This window comes from Myceligenerans halotolerans (genome assembly GCF_054782975.1).
This window is the reverse complement of record NZ_BAAGRL010000022.1, coordinates 63,425-77,601: the sequence shown is the minus strand read 5'-3', so window position 1 is coordinate 77,601 and position 14,177 is coordinate 63,425. Positions and strand designations below refer to the sequence as shown.

Here is a 14,177-nt window from a genome sequence, read left to right as displayed (position 1 = left end):
AAGGGGGAGTCATGGCGACGATCGGTGACGTCGCGCGGGAGGCGGGCGTGGCGCGGAGCACCGTCTCCGCCGTCCTGAACGGCCGCAAGCTCGTGCTGCCCGAGACGCGCAAGCGGGTCGATGACGCGATCGCCAAGCTCAACTACTCCGTCAACGCCGGAGCTCGGGCGCTGGCGACCTCGCGAACCATGACCATCGGCGTGGTCGTCCACTTCCACGAGGCGGAGTTCAGCCCCGCACTGGCAACCTATCTCGTCGCGCTCTCGGACGCCGCGACCGAGAACGGCTATTCCGTCACGCTCCTGACCGAGGCCGACAGCAAGGGCGCGGTCCGGCGGGCCGTGGCCGGCAGGCGAGTCGACGGGCTGGTTCTGCTCAACGTCGTCGAGGGCGATCCTCGCCTCGAGCCGATCGTGGAGGCCGGCTTTCCCGCGGTGATGATCGGCATGCCCCAGGACGCCTCCGGCATCGACGCGGTCGACCTGGACTTCGCCGCCGGGGCGCGCCTGCTCGTGGACCATCTGGCCGATGCCGGGCATCGCCGGGCGATGTTCGTGCGCTGGCCCGACGACCTGTACGCCGCCGGCAGCACCTATGCCATCCGCTTCGCCGAAGCGGCGCGCGAGCGGGCGAGTGAGCGCGAGATGGACCTCGACGAGGTCGCTTGCGCTGTCGGTCCCGAGCAGGTCCGCGCGCTGCTGGGTGAGCGGTTGCGGCACGCCGGGGCTCCCGACGCGCTCCTGCTGCACAACGACGCCGCGGTCGCCATGCTGCCCTTCGCCCTGCACGACGTCGGCCTCCGGGTGCCGCAGGACCGGAGCGTGGTGTCGCTGCACTCAGCGGAGCTCGCCCGGCTGTACGCGCTGCCCTACACCTCCGTCGAGTCCGAGCCGGACTCCGTCGTCCACGAAGCCGTCGAGCTGCTCCTGCGCCGGATCGAAGCGCCGGACGAACCGCCGGTCGCGCGGCTGGTGGCGCCCCACCTCGTGCGCCGCGAAAGCGTCACCACACGCGGCTGACACGCCTCGCCGACGCCGGCCCGCCCCGGCCGAACACGTCACGGATCTGCATCAGCGAACCGGTTCGCTTGACGGTCGCCGATCCTGCGGGTCAAGATTGTCAGCGAACCGGTTCGCTGACTCGGTGACCGGGGTCCAACTCAATGGAGAGGCAGTGCGATGACAACGAGAACGCGCCAATACGTGGCGGTCGGGACCACGTTCCTGGTGAGCGCCGGCCTGGCGGCCTGTTCGGGCGGGACGACTCCCGCACCCGGATCCTCCGGTGCCGCGGCGGAGGGCACGACGACCGCCGAGATCGCCTTCTGGGACCCGTACCCGCAGCACACCGACGGCTCCGAATGGGACGAGCACGTCAAGGCCTGCGCCCCCGACGGGGCGACGATCGTGCGCACCAGCGCACCCCAGACCGACCTGTTCAACCAGCTGACTACCGCCGTCAAGGGGGGCACCGCACCCGACGTCGTCCTGCTGGACAACCCGATGGTGCCCGCGGCGGTCGAGGCCCAGCTGCTCGCCACGGCCGAGCAGTCCGGGATCGACACCGCAGGCGTCGATGAGAACCTGCTCGGCCCCGGCATCGTCGACGACGTCGCCTACGGGGTGCCGTTCGGCTCCAACGCCCTGGGCCTCTACTACAACGCCGACATCCTCGGCGAGGCCGGCGTCGACCCGGACTCCATCACCGACTGGGAGTCGCTGAACGCCGCGATCGAGAAGGTGACCGCCGCGGGATCGAAGGGCATCACGTTCTCGGGCGTGCCCGGCGAGGAAGGCGTCTTCCAGTTCGAGCCGTGGTTCTGGGGCTCCGGCGCGAACCTCGACGACATCACCTCGGCGGAAGCCGTCTCGGCAGGACAGCTCGTGTCCGACTGGATCGGCAGCGGAGCGGCCCCCAAGTCGGCCGCGACGGACAACCAGTCCGCGGCCTGGGACCTGTTCCTGACCGGTGAGTACGGCTTCGCCGAGAACGGGTCGTGGTTCGCCCAGGCTGCCGCCGACGCCGACTTCGCCACCGGTGTCATCCCGATCCCGGCGGCCGGCGGCGGGGTGGCTCCGGTGCCCACGGGCGGGGAGTTCGCCGTCGCGCCGCTCCAGCAGGAGGACGCGTCCGACCACTACGCGAACGCCGCGGCGGTCATCGCGTGCCTGACCGACGGCGACAACGCGCTGGTGACGAACGAGACCCTCGGGTACCTGTCGGCCAAGGCGGACATCCGCGCGAAGCAGGTCGAGCAGAACCCGGTGTGGGAGCCGTGGGTCGCGTCCGTGGAGGGCGCACAGGGTCGCACCACCGAGCTGGGCGCACAGTACCCGGACGTCTCGGCGTCGCTGTCGGAGGCGATCCAGGGCGCACTGAACGCGGCCGGTGACGCCGACGGCGTGACGACGGCGTTCGAGAACGCCGGCGGCTTCTGACCGACCAGGGGCGCGTCCGCACCCACGCGGACGCGCCCCGGAGCATCGACGACGATCAGGTGATCCACCCATGACCACGTTGGCCAGTACGCAGGCCCCACCCGGTGCCGTGCCCGCCCAGGACCGGGCTCCCCGGCCTCGCCGCCGCACCACGATGTGGGCCGGGATCGGGTTCGCCGCACCCCTGGTGACCTATCTCCTCCTGTTCTACGCCTACCCGCTGGCGCAGAACCTGTGGATGAGCCTCCACCAGTTCGACCGCAACACCTTCGTCAACGGCGGAGCGCCCTGGGTCGGCCTCGCCGTCTATCAGGAGGTGTTCGCCCAGCCGCGGTTCTGGCCGGTGGTAGGGCAGACCGCGACCTTCACGATCGTCTCGATCGTGTTCCAGTACGGGCTGGGCCTCGCGCTGGCGACCTTCTTCCACCGCGGCGGCTTCCGCCTGTCCGCCACGCTCCGGGCGCTGTTCCTGGTGCCGTGGCTGCTCCCGATGATCGTGTCCGGCACCGTCTGGCAGTGGATGATGAACCCGGACAACGGCGTGCTCAACGCCCTGATCGGTGTCTTCGGCCTCGACCCCGTCTGGTGGCTCAGTGCCGACAACTCGCTGACGGCCGTCGTCATCGCCAACATCTGGCTCGGGATCCCGTTCAACCTGGTGATCCTCTACTCGGGCCTGCAGAACATCCCCGGAGAGCTGTACGAGGCGGCGTCCCTGGACGGCGCGAGCGCGTGGCAGCAGTTCTGGCGCATCACGTTCCCGCTGCTGCGGCCGGTGTCGACCGTCACGGTGCTGCTCGGCCTGATCTACACCCTCAAGGTCGTGGACATCATCTGGATCATGACGTCGGGGACCGGAACGTCCCAGACGCTGGCCACCTGGGCCTACGGCATGGCCGTCGGCCAGGGCAGCTCCTCGGTCATCCGGTACTCCGAGGCCTCGGCCGTCGGGACGATCCTGCTGATCGTCGCGCTCCTCTTCGGCCTGATCTACATCGCCGTCCAGCGCCGGCAGGAGGAAGACTGACCATGCCGTCCCGTTCCTTGTGGAAGTCCCCGCTCGCGGTCGCGCTGACCGCCCTCATGCTCTTCCCGGTCTACTGGATGGTGAACGTCTCGCTCACCCGCCGCGACAGCATCCGTCGTGGCGACCTCGTGCCGCTGGACTTCACGACCGACCACTACGCCGTCGTCCTGCGCGACCAGTTGCCCTACCTGGCGACGAGCGTCGTCGTCGGCCTGGGTACGGTCGTGCTGACCCTCGCCGTCGCCGCGCCGGGCGCGTACGCCCTGGCCCGGCTGGCGGTGCCGGGACGCCGGGTGCTCCACTTCGTCCTCATCGTGGCGCAGATGGTGCCGGCGGTGGTGATGTCCCTGGGCTTCTACTCGATCTACAACCAGCTCGGCCTGCTCAACACCATCCCGGGGCTGGTCCTGGCCGACTCGACCATCGCGGTCCCGTTCGCGGTCATGCTGCTGTCGGCGTTCATGTCCGGGATACCGCGCGAGCTGCTGCAGGCGGCTCAGCTCGACGGTGCCTCCACCTGGCGAACCTTCCGTTCGGTCGTGCTGCCGATCTCGCACAACTCCCTGATCACCGCGGCCCTGTTCGCCTTCCTGTGGTCCTGGTCGGACTTCCTGTTCGCCTCGACCCTCAACCGGGAGGGCGGCGACCTTCGCCCGATCACCATGGGCATCTACCACTACATCGGCGCCCAGAACCAGGAGTGGGGACCGATGATGGCGACCGCCGTCGTCGCCTCCGTGCCCGCCGCCGTCCTCCTCGTGGTGGCGCAGCGGTACGTCGCCGCGGGCGTCACCGCCGGCGCGGTCAAGGACTGATCCCGGACCCGTCCGGTCCACCAACTCCCCGGCCGCCGCCGACCGGCGCGCGGTACCTCACAGAGAGCGACACCTACCCGATGCAGATCTTCGAGACCGGCCCGGACAGCATCACCTGGCGTGGCGGTGGTCAGACCCTGGTCGTCCAGGCCTGGGGGGCGAGCGCGGTACGCGTCCGGTGCGCGCCCGGGGACGTCGTCGTCGACACCGACTTCGCCCTGCTGCCGCTGGCACCCGCGGAGGCGGCGATCACCACCGACGGCAGTGAGGCCCGGCTGGCAGTCGGCAGGCTCACCGTCGTCCTGCGCGCGTGGGACTACTACGACGAGCAGGTCGGCTACCAGGTCTACCGCTGCGCGGTGGAGTTCCGCGACGCCGCGGGCAAGGTCCTGCTGCGCGAGCTGGACGCCGGCGGGTCGCTCAAGCTCGATGCGCGCGCCTTCCGCCCGATCACCGGCGGCGACCACCAGCTCACCGCCGCGTTCGAGCCCGTCCCCGGCGAGAAGCTCTACGGGATGGGGCAATACCAGCAGCAGATCCTGGACATCAAGGGGTCCACCTTCGAGCTCGCCCACCGCAACTCCCAGGCCAGCGTGCCGTTCGTGGTCTCCAGCGCCGGCTACGGGTTCCTGTGGCACAACCCCGCGATCGGGCGCGCCACGTTCGCGGCCAACCGCACCGAGTGGGTCGCCGAGTCCACGAAGCAACTCGACTACTGGATCACGGCCGGTGACACCCCCGCCGCGATCGCCTCGGCCTACGCGGACGCGACCGGCCATGCCCCGATGATGCCCGAGTACGGCCTGGGCTACTGGCAGTGCAAGCTGCGCTACTGGAACCAGGAACAACTGCTGGAGGTCGCCCGGGAGCACAAGCGCCGGGGGTTGCCGATGGACGTCATCGTCGCCGACTTCTTCCACTGGCCGAAGATGGGCGACTTCCGCTTCGACGAGGAGTTCTGGCCGGACCCGCAGGCCATGGTCGACGAGCTGGCCGAACTGGGGATCGAGCTCATGGTCTCGGTCTGGCCGCAGGTCTCGACCGAGTCGGAGAACTTCCCGCTCCTGAAGAAGGAGAACCTGCTGGTCCGCACCGACCGTGGCATCGACCTGCAGATGGGGTTCCAGGGCCCGAGCGTCTTCCTGGACGCCACGAACCCGCGCACGCGCGAGGTCGTCTGGGACATCTGCCGGCGCAACTACCACGACCTGGGCATCAAGCTCTTCTGGCTCGACGAGGCCGAGCCCGAGTACGGCGTCTACGACTTCGACAACTACCGCTACCACCAGGGTTCGAACCTGCAGGTCGGGAACATCTACCCGCAGGCCTTCGCCCGCACCTTCTACGAGGGCCAGCGGGCCGCCGGGCAGGATCAGGTCGTCAACCTGCTGCGCTGCGCCTGGGCCGGCAGCCAGCGCTACGGGGCTCTGGTCTGGTCAGGAGACATCCACTCCACGTACGAGGACCTGCGCCGCCAGATCACGGCCGGCATCCACATGGGCGTCGCCGGCATCCCCTGGTTCACCACGGACATCGGCGGCTTCCACGACGGTGACATCACCGACCCGGACTTCCACGACCTGCTGATCCGCTGGTTCCAGTTCGGCACCTTCTGCCCCGTGATGCGCATGCACGGCGACCGGAAACCCTATGAGGACGTCGTGGCCGCCGACGGGACGCCGCGGCTGCGCAGCGGCGCGTCGAACGAGCTGTGGAGCTTCGGGGAGGACGCGTACCAGATCCTCGCCAGGTACGTCCGCCTGCGCGAGGCGCTCCGGCCGTACACGCGGCGCCTCATGGAAGAGGCGCACCTCGACGGCCAGCCCGTCATGCGCGGCATGTTCCACGAGTTCCCCGCCGACCCGACGTGCTGGGACCTGTCCGACCAGTACATGTACGGCCCCGACCTGCTCGTCGCCCCCGTGGTCCAGCCGCACGCCACCAGCCGCACGGTGTACCTCCCGGCCGGCGCCTGGTGGACCGACCTCCACACCGGCGAGAAGACCGAAGGCGGCCAGTGGGTGGAGGTGGCGGCAGACATCGCCGTGATCCCCGTCTTCGCCAGGGACGAAGCCCTGCCCGAACTGGTCGGAGCGGTCTAGATCCCCAGCTCGATCCTCCCCACCTCTGACGTCGACCCCACCCATAGCAGCAGGCCCGCCCCCGATGGAGGCGGGCCTGCTGCTACAGGTGGGATGTCGGCTCACGTCTTCGACAGGTCGACCAGTGGAACGGTGAACACACGTGGCCGGACCGGGCCCGGGGCCTCCACGACGGCTTCCTTCCCTGTCCATCCTGGTCGGATCGTCTTCACGACACCCTCGGCACCGCGCTCGGTGCTCGACGCTCCGGTGACCGTCACCTTGGCACCCTCGGCGATCGCGCCGCCCATGATCTTCTTCTCTCTGTTGTCACTCCTGGCCGGGGCCGATCCGCACCACGTTCATCTCGTGATCATGGGGCGCCGACTCGACGGGTGAACGAGAGCTTGCCAGCGAACAAAGAACGTCGTCAAGATAAATGGTGATGTAAATATTGGACGACCGTCCAGCCTTTGCGTCCATGCGTTTCTTTACCTCGGAACCAGTTTTCTGTAGATTTGCGACATCCGTTTGGTGATGCGCGAATGAATGTCGGGCATGCTGCTCGGGAAGCCGCGTCCCGCGAGTCGACGACGACGCCGACGCCCAGGCATTCCGCGGTGGATCCGCTGGGCAGGTGCGTCGGACCGTCGTGGAGCAGTGCCTGCGTCAAAGGCTGTGCGAGGGATCTTCCTGGCGTCGGAGGAAGCTCCGGACGATCTTGTTGAACGGCTGCGGTGCCTGGAGGTTGCTGACGTGTCCGCAGGCGGGGATCAGGTCCAGGGTCGCAGCGGGGATCTGCCGCTCGAACTCGCGTGCCACCGCGAGGGGTGAGCGGGCGTCGAGCTCCCCCCAGATCAGCTGCGTCGGTACTGCGATCGTGGGCAGGACCTCCCTGAGGTCGGCCTTCGCCATCGCGGTGAGAGCGGTCAGCACGCTGCGGCGTCGTACATCGGCCGTCATCGCGGTCAGCAACGGCACGAACCGTGCAGGCGGGTCGCCCGCGAAAAGGTTAGGCAGGGTCGGGTCGAACTGATCGTCGGGCGCAGCGAGCGCTACCTGGACGCCGGCCAGACGCGCTTCGGCCTCCTGGGCGCCGAGCGAGCCGCGCCAGCCCGCGTACCCGTCCGCCAGCACCATGGCGCGGACCACATCGGGGTGGCGCCGATACAGCTCGAGGATCACGGTGGTGCCCCACGACAGCCCGACCACCGGCGCCGGCGAGATGCCGAGTGCCCGGATCATCTCGGCGAGGCAGTCGGCGTAGTCGGCCAGGTCGTACCCGTCCGGAACGTCGTCGGATCCACCGGCGCCCGGCTCGTCCCAGGCGATCGTCGTGAACTCGTCGGAGAGATCCTCGAACTGCGGGGTCCAGGTCCGGCCGTCCTGCTCACCGCCGTGCACGAACATCACCGCAGGTCCGTCGCCGACGCGGCGGTAGGCGAGTCGGAGGCTGTTCGCCTCGACGGTGTCCATGCTTCGACTGTAGGTGACCATGCGCCGTCCGGGTGCCCAGATGTGCGGTCGCGGGGCCGGCTGTCCCGGTGGTCTGCGGAGACGGCCGATGGACCGCGTGGGCGTGGGCGTCGCGCGGTCGAGGTGATGTCGCCCGCCGGTCCACCGGGCCTTGCCAGGGCGGCTCAGGACAAGTACGTTGGCCAGCGAACCGGTTCGCTGAGCCGCGTCGCGAGATCGAGCGCTTCCCCGCGCTGCGCTCGTCGGCCTCTGAGCGAACCTCTCAACGATGAGAGAGAGACGAGATGAAGCAACGGTCGTTCGCGAGAATCTGTGGCGCGGTCGCCGCAGCCGCGATCATCCCTCTGACCGCGGTGCCCGCTGCCGCCGAGGAGGCAGGGGTCATCAGGGTCGACCTCGGGCAGAGTACGGGTGACTTCCTCGGAGGTGCCTCGGGCACCCTCTACGGCCTCTACGACGAAGGCCTGCCGTCGGAGAACCTGGTCGACGGCATCGACCTCACCACGGTCGCCACCAAGGCGCAGGACGGTCCGCAGCACCCCGGGGCCGACGCGCTCGAGGTTCTGCCGTCGATCGCGGACAACGCGGACGGCGACGTCTACATCTACATGACGGACATCCACCGCGGCTTCCCCTACCAGTGGCCCGGTGACACGCCCGAGGAGAAGCTCGACACCTATCTCGGGAAGATCCGGCTCCAGGCGGAGCAGGTCGCCTCAATGCCGGCCGAGTACCAGGACAACGTCGTGTTCCTGCCCTTCAACGAGCCTGCCGGCAACATGTTCGGCACCGGTAGCTGGAGCTACAACGGCATCAGCTGGCTGAACGACCCGCAGTACTTCTTCGCCGCCTGGGACCGGGCCTACGCCGAGATCCACGCGGTGCTGCCCGGCGCGCGCATCGGCGGACCGAACAGCATTCACCTCTACGACCAGATCTACGGCTTCATGGAGCACACTCTCGAGGCCGACACGGTTCCCGATGTGATGATCTGGCACGAGCTCTCCAATCCCGCCACCATCCGTACGAACGTGAACAAGTACCGTGGCTGGGAGGACCAGTTCTTCGCGGGTACGGCCTACGAGGGCACGCACCTGCCGATCAACATCACCGAGTACGCGTACAACTACCACACGTCGGTGCCCGGTCAGATGATCCAGTGGGTCTCGGCGCTCGAGGATTCCAAGGTCTACGGCGACATCGCGTACTGGAACATCGACGGCAACCTCTCCGACTCCGCCGTGCAGGCCAACCGGGCCAACGGCCAGTGGTGGCTGCTGCACGCGTACAGCCAGATGAGCGGTCAGACCGTCGCGGTCACCCCGCCCCAGCCCAACGTCAGCTACACCCTCCAAGGGGTCGCGACGCTCGACGCCGGAAAGAAGCAGGCCCGCGTCCTCATGGGCGGTGCGAGCGGCGCGTACACGCTCGAACTCGACAACGTTCCCTCCGGCACCTTCGGGCAGGACGTCCACGTGGCGGTGCGCGAGATCGGGTGGAGCGGCCAGATCGGCGACTCCGCCGCGCCCGACCCCGTCGCGGAACTGGACGTGGCCGTGAGCGGCGGCACCGCGGCGGTCGAGTTCGGTGCCGGCGCGCTGCCGGAGCTCGACGCCGAATCGGCCTACGAGATCATCGTGACCCCGAGCGTCTCGCCCGGGCAGGAGGCCGTGTCGCGGACCGCGTGGGAGGCGACGTACGAGGCCGAGGACGCCACCGTCACCGGTGAGGGGCTGCACATCAACGGCCCCGAGGGCTCCCCGTCGAATGTCTCGAAGTTCTACACCTCCGGTGGCTACAACGTCGGCGGGATGCGAACGGGGGCTGACAACTCGCTCGAGTTCAGCGTGAACGTGCCGCAGGACGGCACCTACGACCTCAGTGTGTTCGCCAGCTCGCACAACCTCGACGCCCAGGTGGAGGACCAGGGGCCGACGAACGTCTTCCTCAGCGTCGACGGCGAGGCTGCCGGCGAGCAGGAACTCTTCCTGTCGCCCGGGTACAAGTGGGTCGTGTGGGACCACACCGACACCACCGTTGACCTCACGGCGGGCGAGCACACCATCACTCTGTCGACCGACAGCCTTCAGGGATCCGGTGAGATCACCGGTGACGTCATCCTCGACAAGATCGACCTGTCGCTGGCCAACCCCGACTACGGGAACGATGTGTACGAGGCCGAGTTCGCGGAGCTCTCGGGTGGGGCCACGCCCGTCTACGAGCAGGGCCACCAGGGTTCCGGCCCGGGTGCGGCGACGGTCCCGGCCGGCGGGAGCGCGACGTTCTGGGTCTACTCGCCGGCTGACGCGGGTGCCCGGCTCGACATCGACAGCCGCGGTGACCGCCCGGTGGAGATCGAGGTCAACGGGGAATCGGTGACGACCGGTCACGGCGGCATCGTCGATGCCTTCCTGCTCGGCGGCCTCAACAAGATCGTCGTGCCGGGCGCCGCGAACCTGGCTCTGGACCGACTGGTCGTGGCCACCGACGACACGCTTGAGTCCGACGTGTACGAGGCCGAGAGCGCCACGCTCGCCGGGACCGCCGAGGCCACCAACCTGTCCCTCGCCTCGGGCGGGGCGGCTGTGACCGGCATCGGCGGCGACCCGGGGAACGGCAACACCCTGACGTTCAGCGGCGTCCAGGCGGCCGAGGCCGGGCAGTACGCACTGACCTTCCGGTACTCCAACGAGGAGCAGTCACCCGCCACGCATTACAACCCGGACCCGGTGGCCCGCTACGCCTACGTGTCGGTCAACGGCGCCGAGCCGATCCGCGCGATCTTCCCGCACTCGTTCCACGAGAACAACTTCTGGGAGCACACCGTCGTGGTCGACCTCCAGGCGGGAGCGAATACGATCGTGATCCGCGGCGAGGAGAAGCCGCAGTTCGACGGCACCAGCTACGCCTCCGACGACTGGCCCGACGTGCTGTTGCGGTCGAAGTTCGCGCCGAACCTCGACCGGATCGAGGTCGCCCCGCTGTTCGGCGACACAAGCTGGAGGCGTCTCGCGTCGCACAACTATCCCGACCGGTACGTGCGGCACGTCGGTTCCAACGTCCGCCTGGAAGGGAACGTGGATCCGGCTGAGGACGCACAGTTCCGGATCGTTCCCGGCCTGGCCGACAGCTCCTCCGGCTCCGTGTCGCTCGAATCGGTGAGCAACCCGGGTCAGTACCTGCGCCACTCGAACTTCGAGATGGTGCTGGCGACGGACGACGGCACCGCGTTGTTCGACAGGGACGCGACGTTCAGCCTGGTCGACGGTCTCGCTGACCCGTGGTGTGCCTCGCTGCGATCCTTCAACTACCCCGACCAGCATGTGCGGCACTCGGGATTCGAGTTGCAGCTCGACCCGATCACCGACGCGCTCGGCCGAGCGGACGCCACCTTCTGCGTCACCAGCTGATCCGTCCCTCGGGGACGTCGTCGGAACCACCGGCACCGGGCTGCGTCACCTGGTTCCACGGCAGGGCCGTCACCACGGGTAGTGGTGACGGCCCTGTTGCCGTTCCGGCGGTCAGCTGCTGCACCGAGCCCGTGTCTTGGTCAGCCCGCACGTCGCGGGCCGCCGAAGGGCGGTACCCAGAAGAAGCTGCTCGCGGTCTCCGGGTTGCCGCGCACGTACCGTGCGACCGACGGATACGGGCACAGCGGCCGGGTGCGGTCAGGAGCCCAGTCGGCAGGGACCTCCGGGTTCACGCCGCCCGCCCAGCCCCAGGGCACATCGGAGCCGGGAACGGCGAGCGGTGCGTCCGGCCGCCGTCACGCCATGGTGCAGGGCGTGCCGTTGAGCAGGATGGCGCTCGGCGCCACCGGGGAGCCCGAGGCGAGGAAGCCGAACGTCCACGTCGCGCCCGGCGCGAGGTCGGGGGCCCACCCCGGCGCGTCGACGGTCACGGTCGACCCGGACTGCGTGGCAGTCCCGTTCCACGACTGCGAAATGACCTCGCCGTTCGTGAATTCCCAGGTGACGACGACATTCTCGACCGTCTCGGTCCCGGTGTTCGTCACCGATATCTCACCCTGGAACCCGCTGTTCCACTGGTTGACGAGGTTGTACGACGCCGCACAGGAGATGGCGCCCGGGTCCGACTCCTCGTCGGTGGTGAACGTCGCCGCACCGCCGGCCTGTGAGGTGTTACCGGCGTTGTCGGTGGCGGTGACGCTGACCTCGTAGGTGGTCTCCGCGTCCAGCCCCGTCAGCTCGTGCGTCGTGTCCTCCGTCGTGGCCACGACCGCTCCGTCGAGCCGCACGTCGTACGAGGCGACGCCGGACTCGTCGTCGGTCGAGGCGGCCCACGTGAGGGTCGCGCCGTACGCGGTGACGTCGTCGGCCACGGGAGTGCCCGGCACCGTGGGCGGCGTCGTGTCGGGCTCGACCGTACCGGGCTCGGAGCCCCACAGCAGCTCGGAGCCCTCGTACAGGGTGATCCGGTCGTTCTTGGCCGGGTCGTCGCCGACCCCGGCGTACGACCAGTCGTTGCTCGGGTGCCACACGTCGGCGGTCACGCGGAACTGGATCTCGCGGCGATGCTGCGACTGCCCGCCCGGGTACACGGGTGAACCCGAGCAGTCGATCTCCACGTAGTACTGGTCCCCGCCGGCGTGTCCGACGGTCGCCGCGCCGTCCGGGCACTCGCTGTAGTTCGTCGAGGCCTGGATCGTGGACGGGTCCGCACCCGCGTCCAGGGTGAACCAGTAGCGCACCCGCACGTCGTCGAGCACCCGCGCGGGGAACGCGGACCGGTTTCGCACCATGGCCTTGATCTCGGTGAACTGGGTACCCGGCTGGTTGAGGCTGGACTCGACGAAGAACTCGTCCTGGTCGGGCGCCTCCGGCTGCGGGAAGTTCGCGAGCGGCGTGCCGCCGTACTCGTCGACCAGGTAGGCAACGGCCGAGGTGAAGCCCGCGTTGTAGTCGGTGGCGACCTCGTTCGCCACGTAGTCCGAACGGTCGTCGGTGTACGAGTCGTCGGGGGAACCGGGGCCGCCGACGAGGGCGCCGTAGAGGGTGTGCCGCGTCTCGGCCGGGTCGTTCAGGGAGTCGAGCCACGACCCGTGGGCGGTGCGATGGTGCGGATTCTGGGGCGGGTTCTCGCCGAACCCGACGACGTACGACGAGCCCCGCGGATTGTCGCCGAGCGCGTAGTCGATCTGGCCCACGCCGAAGTCGTGGTAGGCCTGCGCGCGCGGCGTGTCACCCTGCTGCGCGAGCCAGTCGCCGTAGGTCAGGGCGACGAACGCCGTGTTCGCGGCGTAGCGCAGCGACCCCCACGTGTCGAGGTGTGCCTGCCCGCCGGGGGAGTAGGTCACCCGCTCGCCGTTGTACCCGGTGGTCCAGTAGTCGAGCCACCGGTTCGCGTCGTCGACGTACCGCCGGTCGCCGGTCGCCCGCGCCAGCAGCGCGTAGGAGCCGTAGGACTTGTCGTCCCACGCGACCGTCCAGCGGTAGGCGCGCGTGTTGCTCTGCGGCTCGGTCCCCAGGTGGTCGTACTCCGCCTCCGCCTTGGCGAGGTAGGAGGCGTCACCCGTGGCCTCGTAGAGCCAGTACGCGCCCCAGACGAGCTCGTCCTGGTACCCCGACCACGAGTTGTAGAAGTTCCCGGCGGGGACGCAGTCCGAGTACTCGCCCCGGTAGGTGTCCGCGAAGTCGTAGAGCTGCTCGGCGTGGGTGACCAGCTCGGCCGCGTAGGCGGGGTCGGAGTCCGAGAACACGATGGACGACGCCGCCATCGCGGCCGCCGTCTCGCCCGCGACGTCGCTACCAGGACAGGACGCGTCGACCTTGAACGCCGGGCGCTCCATCTGCATGGCCTCGGCCGGACCCCACCACTTGTGGTCGTCGTCGCCGTCGCCCACCTGGGCGTAGAGCACGTTCGGTTCGGGGTGCGCCTTGATGAAGTAGTCGTTCACCCAGCGCAGCGAGTCCAGGAGCTCGTCCTCCTGGCCCGACGCCGCGTAACCGCCGGGGCTCTCGATGGCGCCCCACGCGAGCATCGTCGTCGAGAAGGCCATCGGCAGGCCGAACTTCACGTGGTCGCCCGCGTCGTACCAGCCGCCCGTCAGGTCGAGCCCGACGTCGGCGCCGTCGTCCATGCCCGAGTCCCCGCGCCAGTTGACGCGGAAGTCGTCGGGGAGGTCGCCGGAACGCTGGGCGTCGTAGAAGAACAGAGACTTCTGCAGGACCTCGGCGTAGTTGTGGTCGCCGGCGGCGGACGCCGCGGGGGCGACACCCGCGGCGCCTGCCGCGAGCAGTGCGCAGGTCGCCGTGAGCGCGGTGGCCCTGGCCGCCGCGCGTCGTCGTGCGCTGGGTCGTGAATGCATGGCTACCTCTCG

The 14,177-nt window shown here is 69.2% G+C and carries 11 protein-coding genes; 6 read left to right on the top strand and 5 right to left on the bottom strand.

Annotated elements, in window-relative coordinates:
* Positions 1-11: 11 nt before the first annotated feature.
* From ACYVK5_RS15240 to ACYVK5_RS15220, 5 genes are all read left to right on the top strand, one after another.
* On the top strand, positions 12-1,019 hold the full coding sequence (locus ACYVK5_RS15240; RefSeq protein WP_460706444.1) for a LacI family DNA-binding transcriptional regulator: 1,008 nt from the start codon (positions 12-14) through the stop codon (positions 1,017-1,019).
* Between the two features lie 159 nt (positions 1,020-1,178).
* Positions 1,179-2,438, top strand: coding sequence for a sugar ABC transporter substrate-binding protein (locus ACYVK5_RS15235; protein WP_460706442.1), 1,260 nt, complete (start codon positions 1,179-1,181; stop codon positions 2,436-2,438).
* A 70-nt stretch (positions 2,439-2,508) separates the two neighbouring features.
* Complete coding sequence (locus tag ACYVK5_RS15230) at positions 2,509-3,465, top strand: carbohydrate ABC transporter permease (protein WP_460706440.1); 957 nt, start codon at positions 2,509-2,511, stop codon at positions 3,463-3,465.
* Positions 3,466-3,467: 2 nt separating this feature from the next.
* Positions 3,468-4,280: a carbohydrate ABC transporter permease gene (locus tag ACYVK5_RS15225; RefSeq protein WP_460706438.1), complete on the top strand. Its 813-nt coding sequence runs from the start codon at positions 3,468-3,470 to the stop codon at positions 4,278-4,280.
* Between the two features lie 80 nt (positions 4,281-4,360).
* Positions 4,361-6,382 (top strand): glycoside hydrolase family 31 protein, encoded by a 2,022-nt coding sequence (locus ACYVK5_RS15220; RefSeq protein WP_460706436.1) that lies wholly within the window; start codon positions 4,361-4,363, stop codon positions 6,380-6,382.
* Between the two features lie 101 nt (positions 6,383-6,483).
* On the opposite strand, the gene ACYVK5_RS15215 is transcribed toward ACYVK5_RS15220, so the two are convergent.
* Complete coding sequence (locus ACYVK5_RS15215; RefSeq protein WP_460706434.1) at positions 6,484-6,672, bottom strand: hypothetical protein; 189 nt, start codon at positions 6,670-6,672, stop codon at positions 6,484-6,486.
* Positions 6,673-7,030: 358 nt separating this feature from the next.
* Positions 7,031-7,837, bottom strand: coding sequence for an alpha/beta fold hydrolase (locus tag ACYVK5_RS15210; RefSeq protein ID WP_460706432.1), 807 nt, complete (start codon positions 7,835-7,837; stop codon positions 7,031-7,033).
* Positions 7,838-8,121: 284 nt separating this feature from the next.
* Between ACYVK5_RS15210 and ACYVK5_RS15205 the strand changes: the two genes are divergently transcribed.
* Complete coding sequence (locus tag ACYVK5_RS15205; protein WP_460706430.1) at positions 8,122-11,247, top strand: AbfB domain-containing protein; 3,126 nt, start codon at positions 8,122-8,124, stop codon at positions 11,245-11,247.
* On the opposite strand, the gene ACYVK5_RS15200 is transcribed toward ACYVK5_RS15205, so the two are convergent.
* The 3 genes from ACYVK5_RS15200 to ACYVK5_RS15190 all read right to left on the bottom strand — a co-directional run bounded on the left by ACYVK5_RS15200 (position 11,237) and on the right by ACYVK5_RS15190 (position 14,165).
* Positions 11,237-11,371, bottom strand: coding sequence for a hypothetical protein (locus ACYVK5_RS15200; RefSeq protein ID WP_460706428.1), 135 nt, complete (start codon positions 11,369-11,371; stop codon positions 11,237-11,239). The two genes, ACYVK5_RS15205 and ACYVK5_RS15200, sit on opposite strands and share 11 nt — an antisense overlap.
* Positions 11,372-11,387: 16 nt before the next feature.
* Positions 11,388-11,540 carry a hypothetical protein gene (locus ACYVK5_RS15195; protein ID WP_460706426.1) on the bottom strand — a complete coding sequence of 51 codons (153 nt, stop codon included), beginning with the start codon at positions 11,538-11,540 and terminating at the stop codon, positions 11,388-11,390.
* Positions 11,541-11,603: 63 nt separating this feature from the next.
* Positions 11,604-14,165 carry a glycoside hydrolase family 9 protein gene (locus ACYVK5_RS15190; protein ID WP_460706424.1) on the bottom strand — a complete coding sequence of 854 codons (2,562 nt, stop codon included), beginning with the start codon at positions 14,163-14,165 and terminating at the stop codon, positions 11,604-11,606.
* Positions 14,166-14,177 lie beyond the last annotated feature (12 nt).

Coding starts and splice junctions, on each gene's coding strand:
- ACYVK5_RS15240 (WP_460706444.1), top strand. CDS start 12: ATGGCGACGATCGGTGACGTCGCGCGGGAGGCGGGCGTGGCGCGGAGC.
- ACYVK5_RS15235 (WP_460706442.1), top strand. CDS start 1,179: ATGACAACGAGAACGCGCCAATACGTGGCGGTCGGGACCACGTTCCTG.
- ACYVK5_RS15230 (WP_460706440.1), top strand. CDS start 2,509: ATGACCACGTTGGCCAGTACGCAGGCCCCACCCGGTGCCGTGCCCGCC.
- ACYVK5_RS15225 (WP_460706438.1), top strand. CDS start 3,468: ATGCCGTCCCGTTCCTTGTGGAAGTCCCCGCTCGCGGTCGCGCTGACC.
- ACYVK5_RS15220 (WP_460706436.1), top strand. CDS start 4,361: ATGCAGATCTTCGAGACCGGCCCGGACAGCATCACCTGGCGTGGCGGT.
- ACYVK5_RS15215 (WP_460706434.1), bottom strand. CDS start 6,672: ATGGGCGGCGCGATCGCCGAGGGTGCCAAGGTGACGGTCACCGGAGCG.
- ACYVK5_RS15210 (WP_460706432.1), bottom strand. CDS start 7,837: ATGGACACCGTCGAGGCGAACAGCCTCCGACTCGCCTACCGCCGCGTC.
- ACYVK5_RS15205 (WP_460706430.1), top strand. CDS start 8,122: ATGAAGCAACGGTCGTTCGCGAGAATCTGTGGCGCGGTCGCCGCAGCC.
- ACYVK5_RS15190 (WP_460706424.1), bottom strand. CDS start 14,165: ATGCATTCACGACCCAGCGCACGACGACGCGCGGCGGCCAGGGCCACC.